Origin of the sequence: Veillonella parvula, from assembly GCF_018366295.1 — a bacterium.
Classification (GTDB): domain Bacteria; phylum Bacillota; class Negativicutes; order Veillonellales; family Veillonellaceae; genus Veillonella; species Veillonella parvula_P.
This window is the reverse complement of sequence record NZ_JAGZIJ010000006.1, coordinates 114,682-135,652: the sequence shown is the minus strand read 5'-3', so window position 1 is coordinate 135,652 and position 20,971 is coordinate 114,682. Positions and strand designations below refer to the sequence as shown.

Below are 20,971 nucleotides of genomic sequence, written 5' to 3'. Positions count from 1 at the left end.
GTGATTGCAGCAGTCAAAGTAGTTTTACCATGGTCAACGTGACCGATTGTACCGATGTTAACATGCGGTTTCGTACGTTCAAATTTTTCTTTTGCCATTAGGATTATATCCTCCTTCACAAAAACAAATTACATTCTAGTATTAATATAATATATTAACCCTAATTTATCAATGGAATATAAGATTTCCTTACCTATTATTATACCATATATACAAAGTCTTAGAATAGCATGTCATATGTAAAGAAATAAAAAAATCCCCACCAAGGTGAGGTTTAATGGTGGCGGCACACGGATTTGAACCGCGGACACACCGGGTATGAACCGATTGCTCTAGCCAACTGAGCTATGCCGCCATGTATGGAGCTAGTGACCGGGATTGAACCGGTGACCTTATCCTTACCAAGGATACGCTCTGCCGACTGAGCTACACCAGCACAATGAACGATCATTTCACTGTGGTTTTTATGGTTGCGGGGACAGGACTTGAACCTGCGACCTTCGGGTTATGAGCCCGACGAGCTACCAACTGCTCCACCCCGCTATGAATGGTGGAGGGAGAAGGATTCGAACCTTCGAAGTCGAAGACGGCAGATTTACAGTCTGCTCCCTTTGGCCGCTCGGGAATCCCTCCATAAATAAAATGGAGCTGGCGATAGGAATTGAACCCACAACCTGCTGATTACAAGTCAGCTGCTCTACCTATTGAGCTACGCCAGCATCATTACGACAAGATGAATTGTATCACCTAGCACACTAAGTGTCAAGAACCTTTTAAAAACTTTTTTGAAGTTTTTTCGTTCACTGCGGTCACCCTTAGTGCTTAATCATAATAACATGAAACGATACCCTATGCAAGTATTTTGTCAAAAAAAATTTATATTTTATCAATCCTCTATAAAATGCCTTGTTTTCAGGATATATCCAGCAATCAACTTTTATTTACTAGTATATTCTTTATATACCTTTACATAGTTGCATTCCTTGCTAGTCCATACTTACTACCATCCATATTTCAGGTTTAGTAGAATCAAATAATAGGAAGTTACAAAACTATATTTTTACCTAATAACTGTAATTATATAACTAAAAAAGGAGATAGACCGCTATCTCCTTCTATACATTTATAGTTTTCTCTATATTCAACCAATATGTTCAAACATACCTTTAGTCGATTGCAATAACATGATCTGGATGTGCAATACTAACTACAGCATGTTTAGGATTATTGTTATGTTCTAAGTACAACTGGTCACCTTCAATATGTCCACGCCAGCCAACGACAATAGGATACTTCTTACTAATAGTTTTTAGTAACTCAAATGGTTTTAGATTTAAGATAGGTGCAAAGAATACATTAATGCCATCTAGCAATACTACTTCCGTATCGCTACGGCTAAGAGCACGGCAAATAACTTCTTCCGCTAATTGAGGCCGTTCATCACGAGGCACGAGCAAAAACTCTTCCTCAATGAGTTGCTTAGCTTCCAAGTATTTCCAGCCCTTCTGCTCAGACAATTCACGAATTAGCAAACTTTTACCAGAACCTGGACCACCAACGATAAACAATATACGTTCATCATCACCTTGAATCTTTTCCCAACGTTCTTTTACATCTTGTACAGTAACCATACCCTTTGCCTCCTCGCTGTGACCTATCCTATTTTACAGGACGGTCAGATAACATAACGGATTTGATATATTGGTTTTTATCATCTAGGGCAAACTGTAAATAAGAGTTGCTTGCCGCTGGATTTTTATATTCATATACGGTAGACGTCCCCGCCTTTGTTGTAGATTCAACAATACGAGTTGGCATACCATACACAAAGAGCAATAAATATTTGGTATCACCCATTGCGATTCCACGACGTGTAGGCGTATACACATTTAATAATACGCGATTGATAAGATCTTTTTTATCTACACTCACACCGTATTCATTATAGCCAATAAAAGTGGAGCCAAACAATATGCCTTGATGTTTCCAATCATTATTAGGATCATTAACAAAATGGTCATTCAACTTGAAACCACGCAATACAAAATCATCAGCCGTAAGTGTACCAGCTTCAAAATCATACACTTCAGCTTTCGGCAATCCAAATCTAGGCCATACTTGTCCACTAATAATGTCTACAGCCTCTATATTGCTTTGTTTAATGGTGAAAGCAATATATTCTTTTTGCTGACCAAGCATAGATTGTTGTTGGCTATTACTATTTGTATTCTCTACGGGACTCTTAAACTCCTTTTTTTGAGGCAATGAATTTTCGGAATGCCCCTCATAAAGGAAAATATATGTCTCATTTTTCTTATCACGCCACATCGCATTAGGACTGCCATAGGCAAATATCAATTCCATCCGTGTACTACCAGGACCAATGTCACGTACTGTATTAGCGCCTTTTTTCGTACTATGAATATTTGTAATAGTATTTGGTTCAAAGAAGTAAGTCGCCCCTTGACCACGCAATTGATTGTTAACCAACAATTCTTGAGCAGGTCCAGTATATACAGTTACTGCTACATCTTTCATGTAATACGTAGTAAAGTTATCACGTACCTCAGTTTTTTCTACATCTTTTGGGACTTCAAACTGATCCCCCAATCGGTATGTGCCGATAGCATAGTCATCCTGAGAACCTAAAGGCGGTAAACTGTTTGCCGTATAAGACTTACCAATATCAGCTAAATTATTCTGAGTTATACTCGGCAAAGGGCCTTCGTTCTCACTAGCCGCTTGCCAGAATTGTATAGAATCACCAAATTCAGTTACAGCCATTTGCTCTGCGAGCCATCCAGTTTTAGAACCTTCCTTTTTCGTTTTTGGGTCCAGCTTAACAACTCTAACTGGTGCATTATCAAGGTAAGACAAGCTATCAACCTCACCAGTTCCATCTACACTACCATCATTGCTCGCATTAGCAGAATCTTGAGCTACAACGTTAGTGTCATCAGTAGTTTCTACTGCAACTGGGTTAACAGTGGAAATGGCAGGCTCTGCTGCATAACTGATTGTAGTAGTACACAAGCCCACAAGGAGGGCTGCTACAATACGGCTCTTCATAGAATAGTTCATCGATTATTCTCCAACTGTGCACGCAACCAATTCAACCATGGTTCAAGACCGTTGTGGGCCGTGCAACTTACTTCAAAAATTTCTCCATTTGGATTTAAATTACGGATATCTTGTATTGCCTGCTCCTTTTTGAAAGGCACATAGGGCAATAAATCAATCTTGTTAATAAGGATGGCCTTAGACTCTTTAAAGATTAATGGATACTTAAGGGGCTTATCTTCACCTTCGGTAACAGATAAAACCGTTACTTTCATACTTTCACCAATCTCAAATTCCGCAGGGCACACTAAATTGCCTACATTTTCGATAATAATCATATCGAGGTCATCAAGATTCAGATCACCTAAGGCATCTTGAATCATCTGTGCATCGAGATGGCACCCACCAACCGTATTAATCTGGATAACAGGCACACCCAACTCATGAATACGCTTAGCATCCTTTGCCGTAAATAAATCGCCTTCAATAACGGCTAAGCGATACTCCTTTTTTAAATCTTGTAGGGTTGCCTCCAAAAGAGAAGTCTTACCTGCCCCAGGTGAACCTAACAGATTAAATACAAATATATTCTTTTTCTTAAACAACTGTTGTAAAGCCTCTGCAATAGCATCGTTTTTTGCCAGTACATTAGTTTTAACTTGAACTTGCATGCCCTAACCTTTCTATCAATCGATATCCATAGAGGTCACTTGTAACTCACGACCGCCTATAGTTTGTACGAAATGGCTGTCACAATAAGGACAAATAAACGTATAATTTTTTACAGAAAATATTTTATCACAATCTAAACACTTTCCTTCAATAGGAATAGTATTGATTTCTATGCGTGAGCCTTCCGCAGGGGTTCCCTTTGTAATGGCTTCCCAACAAAATAACAATGAATCAGGTTCTACCCCACTCATTAACCCTAAGTCTAGTTGAATAGAATGAATGACTGTCGCATCGTGTTGACGTAAGGTATCGAGCGCTACATCAAGAATACCTTCTGCTATAGACATCTCATGCATGGTATGCCTCATATACCGCTTCTAGCATCATTGTCGTTGTTACGGATCCAACACCTCCTGGTACAGGAGTAATGGCAGATGCAATATCTTTTACCGCATCATAATCAACATCACCTACAGTTTTGCCGTCCAGTTCATTAATACCTACATCAATAACAACAGCACCAGGCTTAATCATATTAGCAGTAATCATATGAGCACGACCAGCCGCAGCAATAATAATATCACCACGCTTTACTTGCTCTACTAGATCAGAAGTTCTAGAATGGCACATTGTAACAGTACCATGTGCAGCGAGTGCCATAAGCGCTACAGGTTTACCGATAACTTGGCTACGACCGACTACAACCACATGTTTTCCTTCTAAAGGAATATTATAGTGATTTAAAATAGCCATACAAGCCTTAGCCGTACAAGGAGCAAAGCCACCCTTACCAGCTGTTACTAAACCGATGTTATATGTTGTAAGACCATCAATATCTTTTTTAGGATCTAATATATCGATAAGAGCTTCTGTATCAATGTGTTTAGGCATTGGCATTAGCGGTAAAATTCCATGAATAGATGGATCAGTATTTAATTCATGCAACGCCGCTACTACTTCATCTTGCGTTGCCGTTTCAGGCAATTGCTTTAGCACAAAACCATAGCCAAAATTTTTAGCTGTTTTTTCCATAAATGTAGCATACATATGAGCGCCGTGGTCTTCACCGACAAGTAACACTGCCATAGTAATCACAGAGTTGCCTACTGCTGCAACTTTTTCTTGTAAAATCGCCTTGTGGGCATCTGCTACCGCTTTCCCTCGTAATTCGATCATAAGTATCTCCATTCATTCAAACTATTTATAAAAAAGGTGCCTCCTGAGAGGCACCAAAGTCTCTTATTCTATTATATAACGAACTGTCTATAATTTCTAATTATCTACTAAAGTGAACGGTAATTGCCGTCCCGGGTTGAACAGTAGTGCCCCCACTTTCATCTTGAGAAACGGCAATACCCGTTCCATCTGGTTTAAAGGCAAGTCCCGCCTTATGTAACCAATCACGCACTTCACCATAGGTAAAACCAGTAAAGTTAGGCAATGTAACAGAACCATCACTTCCCGGTTTTGGTTCAGGTAATGTATTAGCAGCTTTAACAGCTACTGGTGTACTTTCTTTAACATACGGACTCATTTGGTAATACCGTACAAGTTGAGATACGATGTCCTTAAATACAGGGGCTACAATTTGACTACCATAATAAGAACCCTTTTGTGGGTCATCAATAACGACAAGAACTACAAATTTTGGATCCTCTACAGGGCCAAAGCCAATAAAGGACGCAATGTATTGTCCGTCGAGATAACCGCCATGTTTGGTATCTAGTTTTTCCGCCGTACCAGTTTTACCGCCGAAGTGATAACCTTCTACCATCGCTTTTGTACCGCCACCTTCGGATACTTCTTTTTCTAGAATATCTACAATGGTTTTAGCGGTTTCCGCCGGAACTGGTTGTCCCACAACAGATGTTTCAGTCGTACTTGTAACATCGCCTTGAGAGTTACTATAAGACTTGATGATATGTGGTTTCATCATAGCCCCACCATTAGAAAGTGCACCAAAGGCGCGAACCATTTGTAATGGTGTAACCGCAATACCTTGACCGATGGACATAGTCGCAACGTCTAGCTTACTCATATCCTCTGGATTATACAAAATACCTGCTCCTTCACCAGGCAATTCAATACCTGTTTCAGAGCCAAAGCCATAATCACGTATATATTTCGAGAGAATATCTGCACCTGTTAATGTACCAATTTCAGCCATACCAGTATTAATAGAGTACTTCAAAATATCTAGCAAACGAACAGGACCATATCCCTCACCATTCCAGTTTCTAATGATATGTCCATTGGCAGCGAAGGCCCCTTTATCGTTATACACAGTGTCTAACTTCCATTTGCCTGCTGCAAGAGCTGCAGATGCAATGATAGGTTTGAATGTAGAGCCTGGTTCATATAAATTGGTAACCGCAATATTTTTGAAAGCCTCTTCACCACTTTGGTTGTAGTTATTAGGATCATAACTTGGACGATTGGCCATCGCTAATATTTCACCGTTCTTTGGATCCATAACGATAACGCTGGCATGCTTAGCTCCTGTATCAACCATCGCCTTATCAAGAGCGCGTTCTGCAATAAATTGAATTGTTGCATCGATGGTTAAGGTTACGCTTTTACCCTTATCTGGTAAAAATTTAGATAATACGGAACCAAAGATGGCATTCCCTTTGTTATCGGTAGCAACGATTTCTTGCTGCACACCACCCTTTAACTCTTCATCAAGGACCATTTCGAGACCATCAAGGCCTTTATCATCGGTTCCTACAAACCCCAGTATTTGAGCCGCTAGTACACCATTTGGGTAATAACGTTTGGACTCTTCCACAAAGTTAAGGCCTGCAATATTATTATCCTTAATGACTTGTGCCACCGCCTTAGACTTGTCCGCATCCATCATGCGATTAATCCATACGAAGGCAGAATCCTCTTGCAGAGCTTTCACAATATTTTCTTTTGACATGGTTACATATGGCGAAATGAGTTCCGCAATCTCTTGGGGAGACTGTTTAATCATCTTAGGGTCCGCATATAAAGATTTTGTAACTACACTCATCGCCAAAGGCTTGCCATTACGGTCATAGATTGTACCGCGCGGCGATTGTAATTTTCTATCTACTTGAACTTGTAATAAGTTTTTCTTCTCTAGGTCAAAGGTATCAAAGACCTGTAACTGTGCTAAACGTCCGATAAGGACGAAGGCAACGGTCATGAGTATGGCAAGGCACCACGTAGTGCGACTCCAATCACTCATGCGTAATAACGCTTTATTTAATAACTTCATCATTTCTCCACTGGACGGCGTAACTTATGGTCTAATGCATCATATAATGCATCTGGTTCATTGGGAATCACCCCATTTTGTACCTGACCTAATAAATACTGCAATCCTTCCCCCACTTTTTTCCCTGCAAGCTTAATAACTCGTTCGTCATAATTTAAATCCTTTGTATGGATAGGCATCTCTAGGCTAAGATCTGCCATACATTCACCAAAGGCTAAGGTACCATCAGTCGATGCATAAGGCTTCCCACAGCCTAACACATCGGCAGCACAAACCTTAGATAATTGTTCCCATGCAATTCGCATAATTTGACTATCTCGAAACTCACCGCTGCGAGCCTCTTTACGGATCCACTTTTTCTCATTAGCTTCCCCATTTTGTACAAAATAGTGAAAGCGCATATGATTTTTTACAATCCAAGCTACACGGCGCACAAAACTCTTAGGGTAACCTAAACGAGTAAGTAATGTTTCTGTCATTTCAGCCCCTAATGTATCATGACCACGATCTGTGAGGCGACCATTCACCACAGCACGCACCGTAGGCATCCCCTTTGCTACATCGTGTAACAGTGCACCCCAACGTAATGTTAAATCTGGTTCTGTATGAGATACAACGGCTAATGTATGATACCAACCATCAAATTCGTGAAAGTCTTTTTCTTGTGGTAAATTCACAAGATGGTATAGCTCTGGTAAAATAGGCACTTCACGAGTCACGCCATTTTCTACAACGCGACAAGAGCACTCGGCCAAGCGGGATTGAACAAGGACATCAAGGCCTTTAGCCACCGCAGGCTCTAACATGAGACGATTAATCTCATTTCGTACACGTTCTAAAGACAAGCCAGGTACGCGGTGAAAAGCCTTAGGCATAGCCTCTAATAGATCTTTACTCGGCAAGAAATCCAACTTCGCCACAAAACGGCACGCCCTAAATAATCGTAACGCATCTTCTTCAAAACGTTCCTGCGCATTACCAATGGTTCGTAACATCTTATGTTTAATATCACGTCGTCCACCTACAAGGTCTATAACTTCACCATAACGGTTCATAGCCATGCCGTTAACAGTAAAATCACGACGCAACACATCTTCTTCTAAGGTATCGGCATAAGTAATTTCTTCGGGACGATGGCTATCTGCACCATATCGTTCTGTTCTATATGTAGCAATTTCATATGGCTTGCCCTCTAATGTAGCTACCACTACGCCAAAAGATTTTCCTACGAGGTCTGTCGTTTGAATATCATGACCGCGAAGAACCTCAATCACTGTATCGGGACGTGCAGACGTCACAATATCGAAGTCATGTGGCTTTTGATGCATCAAAATATCGCGCACAGCGCCGCCTATGATATAAGCTTCATGGCCGGCTTCTTCTAATACGGTCAATATTCGATTTGCTTGTTCCATCATACACGCTCCTTTCTGAACTAGTCTAATCTTTATTTTACTACAAATGAAAGCATGAAAAAAGTGCAATCCTTATAAGGATTGCACTCGTTCTGCAATAGCTGTACCTGTCGGTGTCACCGCAAGGCCGCCATCACTTGTTTCACGCAATGCTGCCGGCATAGCACGGCCTATATTATTCATCGCTTCAATGACTTCATCTGGTGGAATTTGGCTTTCAATATTCATTAACGCCATTTCAGATGCAGTAATAGCATGGACTGCATAAAAGCCATTACGCTTAACACATGGCACCTCTACGAGCCCTGCTACCGGATCACAAGCAAGCCCCAATAGATTTTTCATGCACAATGCGATAGCATGACCTACTTGACGTGGTGAACCGCCCATCATTTCGACAATCGCTCCTGCTGCCATACACGCAGCCGTACCAATTTCCGCTTGGCAACCGCCAACAGCACCAGCAACACAAGCGCGATTTGCTACTACATTACCAATACCGGACGCAGCTAAGAAGCCTTTTACAACTGTGGCTCTCTCTAATTGGTAGTGGTCTGCTACGGCTTTCACCGCACCAGGCATAACACCACAAGAGCCCGCCGTAGGACAAGCAACAATGCGGAACATCTTTGCATTTGCCTCATTTACAGCAATAGCATACGTCATTGCCTTATACGCAATATCGCTCATAAAACGAGGTGTTTGCCCATTAAGCTGTGCCGCTTGACCACCGGACATACCAGAAGCCGTTTTCTCCGCATAAGCTATGCCATCTTGAATGGAGCTTTCAAAAATATCTAAGCGATTTTCTATTTCATGAACAACCGCATCTTCACTGCGGTCGTAATTCTCTAATTCATAACGCAATACTACATCGCCAAAAGAAATATTGTTTTCCTCACCTAGGCGAATAATATCTGCAATTGTATCATATGCATAACTCATCATTCGCCCTCCTATAATGCTTCAAAGGTCATCACATCCTGGATGCCTGGAAACTCGCGCATAAACTGAACTGTAATAGGATTTACCACCGTATCTGTAGTAATAACCATGACTGCATCCTTATGCTTGCCCTTACGGAATACGCGCATCGTAGCGATGTTAATATCGGACTCGCTCAATGCTTGGCTAACAAGAGAAATCGCACCAGGTCTATCCTCATGGAACACAACGAGCGTAAACTCATCTCCTGTAATGGACATATCATTTCCATCTACTTCGGTAATCATAATCTGACCACCGCCGAGAGAGCGACCAATAACAGTCATATGACGATTATGTTCATCATACATATCAAAACGCACCACATTCGGATGCCCTACATCAAGAGGAGACTCAATAAAAGAAAACTCCATCCCCTCTTTTTTCGCTAATTTATGGGCAACTCGGATGTTCGCATCATCCTCTTTATAACCTAATAAGCCGCCAATCAAAGCACGATCCGTACCATGCCCTTTATAAGTTTTTGCAAAAGATCCATATAATGTTAAATCTACCTTTTTAGGAGTAGCACGAAAAATACACCGCGCCATCTTGCCTAGTCGCGCAGCACCCGCTGTATGCGAACTAGACGGACCAATCATAATAGGCCCTATAATATCAAAAATACTGTTCATACATACCTCTATATACACACAAATAATGTGAGAAATCTCTTACTTACCTATAGTATAACAATCAATATTGATAAATGTCTATATGCACATTAGAGGCATATTTGTTTGTTTACAGAGGACTACTATTCTTGTGAAAGCTGTTTTAAAAGTTTGTATATTGATGGGACGCATCAATATCTACAGTTATAAAAAGGAAAGACTATACTTATGCAGCGACATCAGGTCACGAGGAGCAAAGAAGTATAGTATTTCCTTTTTAACTAAGTTGTGGATACAAAACTGGCCCCATCAATATACAAACACTCGATAGATAGCTTTCACAATAATAGTAAAAAAACGCACCTAAGGATAACCCTAGGTGCGTTATTTATAACAACAGTCCTAAATCATAAAAGAGAGGGGACGTAGGACTGTAGTTAACAGATTAATAGATCCTATTAGCCCAAGATAGCTTTCATGTCAGCTTCTGGAGTTGTAATTGGATGTAATTGGAATTTTTCTACCAAAATGTTCAATACATTGCTGGAGAAGAATTTAGGCAAGGAAGGTCCGATGTAAATGTTACGGATACCCAATGCTAACAATGTTAACAAGATACATACCGCTTTTTGTTCGTACCAGGACAATACCAATGTCAATGGCAAGTCGTTTACATCACATTCAAATGCACCAGCTAAAGCTACTGCTACTTGAATAGCGGAGTAAGCATCGTTACATTGACCCATATCAAGGATACGAGGGATACCACCGATTTCGCCGATGTTCATGTCGTTGAAACGGAATTTACCACAAGCCAATGTCAATACTACAGTATCATTTGGAGTTTGTTTAACGAATTCAGTGTAGTAGTTACGGCCTACTTTAGCACCGTCACAACCACCTACCAAGAAGAAGTGTTTAATAGCGCCAGCTTTTACAGCATCAATTACTTTATCAGCAATACCCAATACTGTGCCATGACCGAAACCAGTAGTTACTTCATGACCACCGTTGATACCAGTGAATTCTTGAGCTTCTTTGTAGCCGCCCAATTCGATAGCACGGTTGATAACTGCGGAGAAGTCTTTAGTACCATCTTCTTTTTCTTCGATATGTGCACAACCATCGAAACCTACCATATCTGTAGTGAAGATATTAGCTTTGTAGTTTTCTTTTGGTGGCATAATGCAGTTTGTAGTGAACAAGAATGCGCCAGGAACATCAACAAATTCTTTTTGTTGGTTTTGCCATGCTGTACCGAAGTTACCTTTCAATTGAGGATGTTTCTTCAATTCAGGATAAGCGTGGCAAGGCAACATTTCACCATGAGTATAGATATTTACACCTTTACCATCAGTTTGTTCCAATAATTGTTTCAAGTCATGAAGGTCATGACCAGTTACAACGATGAAAGGACCTGGTTCTACAGTCAAAGGAACTGTAGTTGGTACAGGTGTACCATATGTTTCAGTATTAGCTTTATCAAGAACAGCCATACATTTCAAGTTAATTTGACCAAATTCCATCAAAAGATCAAGCCATTCTTCAGCGCTGTGATCTTTAGCGAATTCTACCATGCCTTTAACAAACCAAGCGTCAACATCAGCATCGTGGAAGCCAAGGCGAGCAGCATGCCATGCGTACGCAGCCATACCACGCATACCTAACAATAATGTGGAGCGAAGGGATACGATGTCTTCTTCACCTTTCCACAATTGTTCCCAATCAAAGTTTTGTTGAGCGCTATCCACTTTTGCATGGTAAGCATTTACTTCGTCAATGAATTCTTGAACGCGGTCTTCAGAGAAGTTTACGTTTGTTACACACATGAACAAACCGCGCATAATATAATCGATACCTTCTTTAGTATGACCCTTTACGTCTAAAGCGCGAGCCAAGCCAACTAAGGCAGCAGTTAATTCGTCTTGTAAGTTAGCAACTGGTGCAGTTTTACCACATACACCTTGTACAGTACAGCCACCTGGTGCTGCAGATTGTTCGCATTGATAACAGAACATGCTCATTTGAAAATCCTCCTTTGCGAGACTTCCTCGCAGTCAAGCTAGATAATATAAAACCTATACATTACACTGATGTTTTATCAGTTGTCTGATTGATTACATTTGAAAGTATAACGTAAAGATGATACAATTTCTGTAGCTTGAGCAACAAATAAAAACTTTTTCAAAAATTTTCCTGACTCCCCTTATGGAACAGGTAGACCATTCGGTCTTATACTTTTATTATACAATAATCATTTTTAATTGCTATAGACTTTATCACACCGGAGGTGCCTATGAAACAAATACTTTCAAACGATATCATTAATCAGTATATGCCCACCCTCGTGAAATGTCCTTTATTCAATACATTAGGAGAGCCAGAGCTGCGTGGCTATTTAAATAATGCCAAAGTTATCATCCACAGTTACAAAAAAAACGATTTTATAGCCCTCGCTGGAGATCCTATGGAGGGTATCGGCGTCATCCTTGAGGGCAGCGCTTTACTAACTCGTGAAAATGTCATGGGCCAACGGGTTATTATGGCAAACTTAGAACAATCAGATATTTTCGGAGAAGCACTACTATTTAGTAAACAGCCTTTATGGCCTGCTACCATTAAGGCAACAAAAGCAACTAAAATTATGTTTATTCCGCTTGAAACCTTTATTAAAACATTGCCGGATTGTCATCAATGCCAAACTAAAATCCTATCTAATCTATTAGAGGATTTATCTGAAAAAGCAATTCTATTAACCAGAAAAGTCCACTACCTCACATTAAAAGGGATGCGCGAAAAGATTTTTGCGTACTTAACAGATATTTATAAACGTCAGCATTCTAACACAATTCAATTACCCCATAACCGCGAGCAAATGGCTGAGGTACTCAATGTATCTCGCACAGCCCTTAGCCGTGAACTAGGGCGCCTTCGCGATGAAGGTCTCATTGATATTACAGGGCGCACCGTAACAATTAAAAACATTGAAGACATTGAAGAATTCGGCTTTAACACCTTTTAATACTTAATGGCTATTAAATTTAACAAACTAAAAAGTCTCTCAAGATTATCTTGAGAGACTTTTTTATTACACGACTCATAAAGTATATAACGGTTTTAAGTATATACCCATATTAATAACTATATAATATAATTTTTTAAACTATATAGTGTTTAAAATTGTAAATTAGAACCAATGAGACAAATCAAATTCTTCACCAATGGTTGCTTTCACATGAGCACGGCCTAAGTAAAGGCCTAACAATGTTAAGCTAATTTTAGACATTGGCGTGCTATCAAAGACATCAGCTAAGTCCAATAGAACCGGTGAAATATCATCCATAATATCACGCGCCTCTTGGCCCCTGAAAGCAGTAGGTTTGCTCTTCATCAGAGCTAAAAGATCACGTTGAACCATAGCATTAGAAATTCGTGTTTGTCTAAAGAATTGTGGTGCCAAAGACTCATCTACCAAGGCTAATATATAAAGATTGGAGTTCAAGCTACGCACCACATAACGTGGATCTACACCATGACCATCTGTAGCACGGAAGAGTTCTTCCTTAGAAAAACCACGATAGTTGAATACAAACGGATATGAATTAGACAACACTTGGCATAAAGTGATAGGCTCTTGTTCTTCTTGTGTACAGCGTAAATAGTCTAGCTGGCGATAGAAGGAATCATTTCGAGGCAAATCAGAGATGAATGGCTCAATATATTTTTCCACATAATGTTGGAAGTGAATCAATCCATAGTTATTAGAGTTTCTAGAATATTGTAACAATAATGTTAAGGCCATAACTTGGAAGTGACCTAAAGTTAAATGAGGTAATACACGTAATGCATCAAAAGCTACGAGGTATGGCGTACTAGATTTAGGAGATTGAACCACATCTAGAAAAGCACCTAACGCAGCGGACTTCATCCACTCTGTATTTGTAGCGGCATATGCCTTTTGCATACTCATCAACGCTTCTTGAATAACAATATTCTCTAGTAATGCATTCACTTCAACAATTTTTGTAATATTGAGAGCCGCTAAAGCATCTCTTGTAATAGATTCTACATAGTGTTGCGTATCACCATGTAACACCCCAAAGGAATGAACAAATGGTGCTATAGCCAACTCAACGCATTTATCCTCATGCGCCGCTTTTGCCCATTGACCATGCGGTTCCTCCTCTTCAGTTAAACTTGTTGCCGCCAATTGTGCTTCAATTTCAGAAGCATCAAACAAACGCGTTTCATCTAATACCGATGGACCTTCCGCGGTTTGTATTTCGTTTGCACCACCTATCATCTGTGTAGCATCTATGCTATCCGCTTCATCAGCTTCAAAGGCTTCCACAGATTCACCCATAGCAATTGTATCTTCAACAGAGTTTGCGTTATTGAGAAGTTCATCTGTAACAACATCGAGGACAATAGTTTTATCCACCAACGGAGTAACACCTTGATTAGCTTGATTAGCTTGCTTAAGATCTGATACGGCTGTCATCACAATGGTTTCATCCCCTATTGGTGTGCCATTATCCGAACCTATTGATGTTCCATTATCCGAACCTAATGCTAACGCATATTCTCCCTCTGAAACATGACTTGAATTAGACTTTAGAGTACTTCTTCTATTATAAGAGGTATCTATAGGATCAACCAGAGATTCAGCCGGTTCTCGCTCTTCACCGACCACCGTTTCAACTGTATCCGGAATTGATGCAGTATATACATTAGTCCCACTCGTATGTGTGATTGTTACATTGCCCTCTTGCGACTCCGTTGCAAATATAACATCATGATGCTCTTTAAGATTATTTTTATTACTTATGTTTTTATAGGATTTTTCTTTTGCCTTACTTTCACCATCACCACCGCTAAAAACAGCATAGCAAACAGCAAAGAATCCCAATGCCACGACGGCTAATACAAAATACGGTATTAGGTTTGACATACTATCCCCCTACATCAATGCTTCATTATATGCAGCACGCTCACCGCCAATGCTCTTCGGACGAACACGACAAGCGGTCACATGTGCTTTCCCAATTTCTTTCACACAAAGACGTACAGGCACTGCAACGTGTTTCATGTGCATACCAATGAAAGTATCTCCAATATCGATGCCTACATCAGCTTGAATAAATTCAACCATCACAGGATCATCAAAATGTTCGTACGCCATCACAGCCAGGGCACCACCCGCATGACGTTGAGGAACAACATTAACTTCCTCCTCCCATGTCATAGCGCTACGGTCCATAACAAGTGCACGATTAATATGTTCACAACATTGAATCGCCAAGTTAAGTCCTTTAGCCTTAACAGCATTGTATATTTCATCAAATACGACCTGAGCCACATCAAGGTGAGAGTCAGTGCCGATTTTTTTACCTACAATTTCGCTAGTGGAACAGCCAACAACGAATAATTGACCTTCGCGAACCTTTGCTAAATCAAGTAATTCAGCCATCGCGTTGCGAGTTGACTGACGAATAGTTTCTACAGAAGTCATGTTATCGCCTCACTCAAATTGAATGTATAAAATCTATATGTATATTATCATAAAACCGACAGAATCGGTAGACTAAACTCTACACGTAACGGATGAACATCTTATGATTATGGCTTAACAACAAAAAGAGGCTTGCTTTAGCAAGCCTCTTTCAATCACTCAATGGTGATATTAGATTTTTCTGTAAGGTTTTTGGCCTAATTCGTAGAAGTTATTACCTTCAGTATCGCCAACTACGATGCAAGGGAAATCTTCAACAGTCAATTCAGCCAAAGCTTCTGGTCCAAGTTCACCATAAGCAAGTACTTCATATTTTTTGATGGATTTTGCAATCAATGCTGCCGCGCCACCAACTGCTGCGAAGTATGTGCAACCATTTTTCTTCATGGATTCAACTACTTCTGGTTTACGGGAACCTTTACCAATCATGCCTTTGATACCTTGATCAAGCATTGTTGGTGTGTAAGCATCCATACGACCGGAAGTTGTAGGACCAGCGGAACCAATTGGATCACCAGGTTTTGCAGGTGTTGGTCCAAGATAATAAACAAACTTATTTGTCCAGTCGATTGGCAATTTTTCACCACGCGCTAAAGCTTCAGTCATAACTTTATGAGCAGCGTCACGAGCGGAGTAAATTTTACCAGTAATAAGAACGCTATCACCAACTTTTAATTTGCGGGAAAACTCTTCATTATATTCTTCAGTATTAATGCGAATTGATTCAGCCATTGTTTTTACCTCCTATCGATTAAAGTACTACGTGAGCATGACGAGCAGCATGGCACATAATAGTAACTGCAACAGGAAGACCTGCGATGTGAGTTGCACCCCATTCGATGTTTACACCGATACAAGTTGTAGTGCCACCCAATTGTGGTCCAATACCAGTTTTGTTAACCATTTCCATGATTTCTTCTTCTAATTTTGCATAGTCTGCATCTTTATGAGGTACACTAATGTCACGAAGCAACGCTTTTTTGGACATAACAGCTGCTTGGTCCATAGTACCGCCAATACCAATGCCGAGTACGATTGGAGGGCATGGGTTAGGGCCTGCATGTTTTACGATTTCAAGGACTGCATTTTTAACGCCTTCCACACCATCAGCAGGTACGAGCATAGCTACATCGGATTTATTTTCAGAACCGAAACCTTTTAATTCTACTTGAATATCTACTTTATCGCCAGGAACGATTTCAGTGTAGATGATTGCAGGTGTGTTATTTTGTGTATTTTTACGGTTGAACAATGGTTCAGCTACAACGGATTTACGAAGATAACCTTCAACATAACCAGCTGCAACACCAGCATTGATAGCTTCTGTAAGATCACCACCAACGAAATGAACATCTTGACCAACTTTTAAGAATACCATAGTCATACCAGTATCTTGGCAGTATGGACGATCTTCAGCATCGGCAATTTCTGCATTTTTAATAATTTGATCAAGAACGATACGACCTACTGAAGACTCTTCTGTTTCACGGCCTTTTTTCAAACCTTCATAGATGTCTTTTGGCAAGTGGTAAGCTGCGTCCATACACATTTGACGGACTGTTTTTGTGATTTCAGATACTTGAATCTCGCGCAAGATAATCCCTCCTCAGGAAAATAGTTGAATATTAATTCTAATACCGATGAGATAAAATAAAATTCTCAAACATATGAAAGAATATCTATCTCAAACCGATGAGATTAACTCTATACATAAATCGTAGCACACAATATAAGGGGATTCAACGTCTCACCTATACAGTTTTCTCAATGCTTTTCCAGTTTTTGAGAATTGTTTTCACGAATATTTTTGTATATATTTCGGTTTTTCAATAGCCTACATAGACTTTATTCTCCAGTCACTAAAAAAGCCCCATTTTGTGATAAAAGTCATAGTCTATCACATATCAATAAGATTTTAATATCTTACATTATTACCTACTTTCTTATATATAAATTTGGTTTAAAATGAACCACAAACATAGACTATATCTAATAAGATAAATACACTTTTGTCTTAACTGATACTACTTTTCAACTAAATCTTTTAAACTTTTCTATAATGCATATGTATACCGATTATCTTCAATATACTTATATTGCTAACTCCCATTCATTTGGAGCCATACAATCACCTTAGAACGCAGTAAATATCTATAGTTAATAAGCTCTATAGATTTTATTAATTTTAATGACTCTCTCATCAAAATTATTGATAACTAATTTTATTTATAAAGTTATGTCTTTTAGTCATAATTGACAATATCTATTTTATAGTGTTCTAAAAAAAATGCTTGCTTTTATAATTAAACTAACATATAATAACAATCGTACCATTCCTCGATAGCTCAGTCGGTAGAGCAATCGGCTGTTAACCGATCGGTCGTAGGTTCGAGTCCTACTCGAGGAGCCATTTTGGCCCGTTGGTCAAGCGGTTAAGACACCGCCCTTTCACGGCGGTATCCCGGGTTCGATTCCCGGACGGGTCACCACCATGGACGATTAGCTCAGCTGGGAGAGCGCCTGCCTTACAAGCAGGATGTCGGCAGTTCGATCCTGTCATCGTCCACCAGACTAAAGAAGCAAGCTATTAAGCTTGCTTCTTTTTTTTGTATATATGATATAATAATATAAATTGTATAATTTGTAATTTTAAAAGAGTTTTATTAAGAGGAGGAATTATGTTACATAACTTCGGACTCTATAAACGTCCACTACTTACAGTACTTGCTGTACTACTCACAACTGCATTTACAACAGCCAGTGCCGCTATGATCGATTTGAGTCAATTAACACCAAATACAACACAACCTGTAGCTCTTAGCACTATACAAAGTAGCACAAGTAATGAAGCTCCTACATTAGCCCCTGAAACGAATATGGAGCCTGTCATAAAAGTGGCTGCAACACCAACATCTACACCGATTTCTGGAGCTCCGGAAAAAGCCACAATTAATACTTCTAGTACAAGTCATGATGGACACTTAGAAAACTTTCCGAGCCGTAAAGTTACTATTGTTGTACCAGCAAATTTGCGCAATGAAAACACAGCTCAATTTGGTCGCTACATGACAGATCGCTTATCAAATACACTTAAATATCCTTACTATGATACAACCATCGTAAGTACTAACACACCAACTGCAGAAATTAAAGCCGCTGATCTTGCTCAAATTGCAGAGGCCCAAAATTCTGAAATCGTTATTATGCCTGTACCATTACAAGACGTATATGTACAAGTTAATACTATTAACAGCCCAGATCCATACAATAAGGATAATCATGAAATTTATATCGCCGCAAAGGTTAATGCCCTTTTATACTATTATGATGTAAACGATAAGATAATCCATACTGTTCGTACGGGCTTCAACCAAACTGATGACTCTTTGACTATGCCAACACATAAATCAGTTTGGAACAAAGTTATGACTATATTACTTGATAAATTACCATACAAACGAATTCCAACAGACCGTGACCGTTACCAAGCACCTGGTATCAATTCTGAGACACCTGTTGTATTAGATTTTCAAGTAGAACAGCCTAAGAATACTGCATACTCCTTAAAAGGTGTGAGCATTTTATAATCAAAATTAGAAAGATAAAAAGGCTAGCCAGATGGCTAGCCTTTTTCTTATAACATTTTTGTAACATGCAAGCGCAGTAAGGCACGTTGCAATGCTGCTTCCGCTCTTTCTACATCAATATCAGGTGTAGGATTTGATAACCGACCTTCTGCACGCTCTTTAGCTCGACGAGCACGTTCCACATCAATGGATGTTGGATCTTGACAGTCAGGGGTTACAATACTCACCTTATTATGTTCAATTTCACAGAAGCCACCAAAAACAGCATATTCACGAGATGTTCCATCTGGTTGATCAATGCGTAAAGGTGCCAAGTCTAATGCGATAATCATAGGTGCATGGTTTGGCAAAATACCAAAAGCACCATCGATAGCTTTACCTACAAAGAATGTAGATTGGCCTTCGAATACAATCGCATCAGGTGTAATTATCTGTAGGGTCATAGGTTCCGCCATGGATTATTCCCCCTTCTCTTGCATTTCCTTTGCTTTTTGAACGGCTTCATCTATGGTACCAACCATGTAGAATGCACCTTCTGGCAATTCATCATGTTTACCATCCAAGATTTCTCTGAAGCCTCTCAATGTTTCGGACAATGGCACATATTTACCAGGAGAACCAGTAAATACTTCTGCTACGAAGAATGGTTGACTCAAGAAACGTTGAATCTTACGAGCACGGGATACAGTGAGTTTATCTTCGTCAGACAATTCTTCCATACCGAGGATTGCGATAATATCTTGAAGATCGCGATATTTTTGCAATACTTCTTGTACGCCACGAGCTACTGCGTAGTGCTCTTCCCCAAGTACATGTGGATCCAAAATACGGCTTGTAGAGTCCAGAGGATCCACCGCTGGATAGATACCGAGTTCCGCAATGGAACGAGACAATACTGTTGTCGCATCCAAGTGAGCGAATGTCGCTGCTGGAGCAGGGTCAGTCAAGTCATCAGCAGGTACATATACAGCTTGTACGGAAGTAATGGAGCCCTCTTTTGTAGATGTAATACGTTCTTGTAATGCCCCTACGTCATTAGCCAATGTAGGTTGATAACCTACGGCAGATGGCATACGACCTAAGAGGGCAGATACTTCGGAACCCGCTTGAATAAAGCGGAAGATGTTATCAATGAACAAGAGCACGTCTTGTTTTTTCACATCACGGAAGTATTCGGCCATTGTAAGGCCTGTAAGACCTACGCGCATACGAGCCCCTGGTGGCTCATTCATTTGTCCATATACGAGAGCTGTTTTGTTGATAACGCCGGACTCTTTCATTTCGTTCCACAAGTCGTTACCTTCACGAGTACGTTCGCCTACACCGGAGAATACGGAATAACCGCCGTGCTCTGTAGCAACATTGTGAATCAATTCCATGATCAATACGGTTTTACCTACACCGGCACCACCGAAGAGGCCAATCTTACCACCTTTTACATATGGAGCGATAAGGTCAACGACCTTAATACCTGTTTCCAAGATTTTTGTGTCTGGAGAAAGGTCATCAAATTTAGGTGCTGGACGGTGAATAGGCCATTTTTCATCAGCCACAACTGGTGCTGGATCATGGTCTACAGTTTCACCAAGTACGTTAAAGATACGACCCAATACGCCTTCCCCTACAGGAACGGAAATTGGAGCACCAGTATCTTCTGCTTCCATATTACGTGTCATACCGTCAGTAGAACTCATGGCAACGCAACGAACTGTATCGTCGCCTAAGTGTTGCATAACCTCTACTACGATTTTTTGTCTATCGTGTGCCTTGTGGTCATGGTAGATGTGGATAGCGTTGTAGATAGCTGGTAAATGACCAGCATCAAAGCGCACGTCTACAACTGGGCCGATGACCTGCACAACTTTACCAATATTATTACTCAT

19 protein-coding genes and 8 tRNA genes are annotated in these 20,971 nt (G+C 40.1%); 5 read left to right on the top strand and 22 right to left on the bottom strand.

Annotation, left to right across the window (positions count from 1 at the left end; genetic code table 11):
• The 16 genes from KHY58_RS06935 to hcp form a co-directional block, all read right to left on the bottom strand.
• Nucleotides 1–98 (bottom strand): GTP-binding protein (locus KHY58_RS06935; protein ID WP_038034850.1); only part of this gene is annotated, 98 nt, incomplete at its 3' end.
• Between the two features lie 180 nt (nucleotides 99–278).
• A tRNA-Met gene (locus KHY58_RS06930) sits at nucleotides 279–355 on the bottom strand.
• 5 nt (nucleotides 356–360) lie between these two features.
• Nucleotides 361–436, bottom strand: a tRNA-Thr gene (locus KHY58_RS06925).
• Between the two features lie 31 nt (nucleotides 437–467).
• A tRNA-Met gene (locus KHY58_RS06920) sits at nucleotides 468–543 on the bottom strand.
• 5 nt (nucleotides 544–548) lie between these two features.
• Nucleotides 549–633: transfer RNA gene (locus KHY58_RS06915), tRNA-Tyr, on the bottom strand.
• A gap of 10 nt (nucleotides 634–643) precedes the next feature.
• Nucleotides 644–719: transfer RNA gene (locus KHY58_RS06910), tRNA-Thr, on the bottom strand.
• Nucleotides 720–1,166: 447 nt separating this feature from the next.
• On the bottom strand, nucleotides 1,167–1,631 hold the full coding sequence (gene brxF, locus KHY58_RS06905; RefSeq protein WP_004695092.1) for a BREX-3 system P-loop-containing protein BrxF: 465 nt from the start codon (nucleotides 1,629–1,631) through the stop codon (nucleotides 1,167–1,169).
• 28 nt (nucleotides 1,632–1,659) lie between these two features.
• Nucleotides 1,660–3,081 carry a hypothetical protein gene (locus KHY58_RS06900; protein ID WP_278472643.1) on the bottom strand — a complete coding sequence of 474 codons (1,422 nt, stop codon included), beginning with the start codon at nucleotides 3,079–3,081 and terminating at the stop codon, nucleotides 1,660–1,662.
• Nucleotides 3,078–3,731, bottom strand: coding sequence for a hydrogenase nickel incorporation protein HypB (gene hypB / locus KHY58_RS06895; protein ID WP_021148528.1), 654 nt, complete (start codon nucleotides 3,729–3,731; stop codon nucleotides 3,078–3,080). The genes KHY58_RS06900 and hypB overlap by 4 nt, the downstream gene beginning before the upstream one ends.
• Before the next feature lie 15 nt (nucleotides 3,732–3,746).
• Nucleotides 3,747–4,088: a hydrogenase maturation nickel metallochaperone HypA gene (locus KHY58_RS06890; RefSeq protein WP_008602471.1), complete on the bottom strand. Its 342-nt coding sequence runs from the start codon at nucleotides 4,086–4,088 to the stop codon at nucleotides 3,747–3,749.
• The gene (locus tag KHY58_RS06885; protein WP_039965247.1) at nucleotides 4,081–4,908 is read right to left on the bottom strand and encodes a bifunctional 5,10-methylenetetrahydrofolate dehydrogenase/5,10-methenyltetrahydrofolate cyclohydrolase; all 828 of its coding nucleotides are present in this window, start codon (nucleotides 4,906–4,908) and stop codon (nucleotides 4,081–4,083) included. Before KHY58_RS06885 ends, KHY58_RS06890 begins: the two co-directional genes overlap by 8 nt.
• Nucleotides 4,909–5,008: 100 nt before the next feature.
• The gene (locus tag KHY58_RS06880; RefSeq protein WP_278472640.1) at nucleotides 5,009–6,976 is read right to left on the bottom strand and encodes a penicillin-binding transpeptidase domain-containing protein; all 1,968 of its coding nucleotides are present in this window, start codon (nucleotides 6,974–6,976) and stop codon (nucleotides 5,009–5,011) included.
• Nucleotides 6,976–8,394, bottom strand: a complete 1,419-nt coding sequence (locus KHY58_RS06875; RefSeq protein WP_278472638.1) for a CCA tRNA nucleotidyltransferase — start codon at nucleotides 8,392–8,394, stop codon at nucleotides 6,976–6,978. The genes KHY58_RS06880 and KHY58_RS06875 overlap by 1 nt, the downstream gene beginning before the upstream one ends.
• A gap of 69 nt (nucleotides 8,395–8,463) precedes the next feature.
• On the bottom strand, nucleotides 8,464–9,336 hold the full coding sequence (sdaAA, locus tag KHY58_RS06870) for an L-serine ammonia-lyase, iron-sulfur-dependent, subunit alpha (RefSeq protein WP_080563433.1): 873 nt from the start codon (nucleotides 9,334–9,336) through the stop codon (nucleotides 8,464–8,466).
• 11 nt (nucleotides 9,337–9,347) lie between these two features.
• Entirely contained in the window at nucleotides 9,348–10,010 is a 663-nt protein-coding gene (gene sdaAB, locus KHY58_RS06865) for an L-serine ammonia-lyase, iron-sulfur-dependent subunit beta (RefSeq protein ID WP_004697528.1), read from the bottom strand.
• Between the two features lie 437 nt (nucleotides 10,011–10,447).
• Nucleotides 10,448–12,013 carry a hydroxylamine reductase gene (hcp, locus tag KHY58_RS06860; protein WP_004695081.1) on the bottom strand — a complete coding sequence of 522 codons (1,566 nt, stop codon included), beginning with the start codon at nucleotides 12,011–12,013 and terminating at the stop codon, nucleotides 10,448–10,450.
• A gap of 272 nt (nucleotides 12,014–12,285) precedes the next feature.
• On the opposite strand from hcp, the gene KHY58_RS06855 reads away from it, so the two are divergent.
• Nucleotides 12,286–13,011, top strand: a complete 726-nt coding sequence (locus KHY58_RS06855; RefSeq protein ID WP_004695080.1) for a Crp/Fnr family transcriptional regulator — start codon at nucleotides 12,286–12,288, stop codon at nucleotides 13,009–13,011.
• Nucleotides 13,012–13,176: 165 nt separating this feature from the next.
• Here the strand turns inward: KHY58_RS06855 and KHY58_RS06850 are convergent, their stop codons facing one another.
• The 4 genes from KHY58_RS06850 to KHY58_RS06835 form a co-directional block, all read right to left on the bottom strand.
• On the bottom strand, nucleotides 13,177–14,940 hold the full coding sequence (locus KHY58_RS06850) for an LPO_1073/Vpar_1526 family protein (protein WP_278472635.1): 1,764 nt from the start codon (nucleotides 14,938–14,940) through the stop codon (nucleotides 13,177–13,179).
• Between the two features lie 9 nt (nucleotides 14,941–14,949).
• Nucleotides 14,950–15,501, bottom strand: coding sequence for a TIGR01440 family protein (locus tag KHY58_RS06845; protein ID WP_004695074.1), 552 nt, complete (start codon nucleotides 15,499–15,501; stop codon nucleotides 14,950–14,952).
• A 171-nt stretch (nucleotides 15,502–15,672) separates the two neighbouring features.
• Nucleotides 15,673–16,233 carry a Fe-S-containing hydro-lyase gene (locus tag KHY58_RS06840; RefSeq protein WP_004695073.1) on the bottom strand — a complete coding sequence of 187 codons (561 nt, stop codon included), beginning with the start codon at nucleotides 16,231–16,233 and terminating at the stop codon, nucleotides 15,673–15,675.
• 19 nt (nucleotides 16,234–16,252) lie between these two features.
• Complete coding sequence (locus KHY58_RS06835) at nucleotides 16,253–17,095, bottom strand: fumarate hydratase (RefSeq protein ID WP_004695072.1); 843 nt, start codon at nucleotides 17,093–17,095, stop codon at nucleotides 16,253–16,255.
• Nucleotides 17,096–17,835: 740 nt separating this feature from the next.
• On the opposite strand from KHY58_RS06835, the gene KHY58_RS06830 reads away from it, so the two are divergent.
• The 4 genes from KHY58_RS06830 (at nucleotide 17,836) to KHY58_RS06815 (ending at nucleotide 19,088) form a co-directional block, all read left to right on the top strand.
• Nucleotides 17,836–17,911, top strand: a tRNA-Asn gene (locus KHY58_RS06830).
• Nucleotides 17,912–17,915: 4 nt separating this feature from the next.
• Nucleotides 17,916–17,990, top strand: a tRNA-Glu gene (locus KHY58_RS06825).
• A gap of 4 nt (nucleotides 17,991–17,994) precedes the next feature.
• A tRNA-Val gene (locus tag KHY58_RS06820) sits at nucleotides 17,995–18,070 on the top strand.
• Between the two features lie 109 nt (nucleotides 18,071–18,179).
• Nucleotides 18,180–19,088, top strand: a complete 909-nt coding sequence (locus KHY58_RS06815; protein WP_278472633.1) for a hypothetical protein — start codon at nucleotides 18,180–18,182, stop codon at nucleotides 19,086–19,088.
• Nucleotides 19,089–19,135: 47 nt separating this feature from the next.
• Here KHY58_RS06815 and atpC read toward each other — a convergent pair whose 3' ends face one another.
• On the bottom strand, nucleotides 19,136–19,543 hold the full coding sequence (atpC, locus tag KHY58_RS06810; RefSeq protein WP_008602448.1) for an ATP synthase F1 subunit epsilon: 408 nt from the start codon (nucleotides 19,541–19,543) through the stop codon (nucleotides 19,136–19,138).
• 3 nt (nucleotides 19,544–19,546) lie between these two features.
• The gene (gene atpD, locus KHY58_RS06805; RefSeq protein WP_105087018.1) at nucleotides 19,547–20,971 is read right to left on the bottom strand and encodes a F0F1 ATP synthase subunit beta; all 1,425 of its coding nucleotides are present in this window, start codon (nucleotides 20,969–20,971) and stop codon (nucleotides 19,547–19,549) included.

What these genes read in the sequence shown, in the direction of transcription:
- KHY58_RS06850 (WP_278472635.1), bottom strand. Translation starts at nt 14,940, where the DNA reads ATGTCAAACCTAATACCGTATTTTGTATTAGCCGTCGTGGCATTGGGA.
- sdaAB (WP_004697528.1), bottom strand. Translation starts at nt 10,010, where the DNA reads ATGAACAGTATTTTTGATATTATAGGGCCTATTATGATTGGTCCGTCT.
- hcp (WP_004695081.1), bottom strand. Translation starts at nt 12,013, where the DNA reads ATGAGCATGTTCTGTTATCAATGCGAACAATCTGCAGCACCAGGTGGC.
- KHY58_RS06875 (WP_278472638.1), bottom strand. Translation starts at nt 8,394, where the DNA reads ATGATGGAACAAGCAAATCGAATATTGACCGTATTAGAAGAAGCCGGC.
- KHY58_RS06840 (WP_004695073.1), bottom strand. Translation starts at nt 16,233, where the DNA reads ATGGCTGAATCAATTCGCATTAATACTGAAGAATATAATGAAGAGTTT.
- KHY58_RS06885 (WP_039965247.1), bottom strand. Translation starts at nt 4,908, where the DNA reads ATGATCGAATTACGAGGGAAAGCGGTAGCAGATGCCCACAAGGCGATT.
- KHY58_RS06880 (WP_278472640.1), bottom strand. Translation starts at nt 6,976, where the DNA reads ATGAAGTTATTAAATAAAGCGTTATTACGCATGAGTGATTGGAGTCGC.
- KHY58_RS06900 (WP_278472643.1), bottom strand. Translation starts at nt 3,081, where the DNA reads ATGAACTATTCTATGAAGAGCCGTATTGTAGCAGCCCTCCTTGTGGGC.
- brxF (WP_004695092.1), bottom strand. Translation starts at nt 1,631, where the DNA reads ATGGTTACTGTACAAGATGTAAAAGAACGTTGGGAAAAGATTCAAGGT.
- sdaAA (WP_080563433.1), bottom strand. Translation starts at nt 9,336, where the DNA reads ATGAGTTATGCATATGATACAATTGCAGATATTATTCGCCTAGGTGAG.
- KHY58_RS06890 (WP_008602471.1), bottom strand. Translation starts at nt 4,088, where the DNA reads ATGCATGAGATGTCTATAGCAGAAGGTATTCTTGATGTAGCGCTCGAT.
- KHY58_RS06845 (WP_004695074.1), bottom strand. Translation starts at nt 15,501, where the DNA reads ATGACTTCTGTAGAAACTATTCGTCAGTCAACTCGCAACGCGATGGCT.
- atpD (WP_105087018.1), bottom strand. Translation starts at nt 20,971, where the DNA reads ATGAGTAATAATATTGGTAAAGTTGTGCAGGTCATCGGCCCAGTTGTA.
- hypB (WP_021148528.1), bottom strand. Translation starts at nt 3,731, where the DNA reads ATGCAAGTTCAAGTTAAAACTAATGTACTGGCAAAAAACGATGCTATT.
- atpC (WP_008602448.1), bottom strand. Translation starts at nt 19,543, where the DNA reads ATGGCGGAACCTATGACCCTACAGATAATTACACCTGATGCGATTGTA.
- KHY58_RS06855 (WP_004695080.1), top strand. Translation starts at nt 12,286, where the DNA reads ATGAAACAAATACTTTCAAACGATATCATTAATCAGTATATGCCCACC.
- KHY58_RS06815 (WP_278472633.1), top strand. Translation starts at nt 18,180, where the DNA reads ATGTTACATAACTTCGGACTCTATAAACGTCCACTACTTACAGTACTT.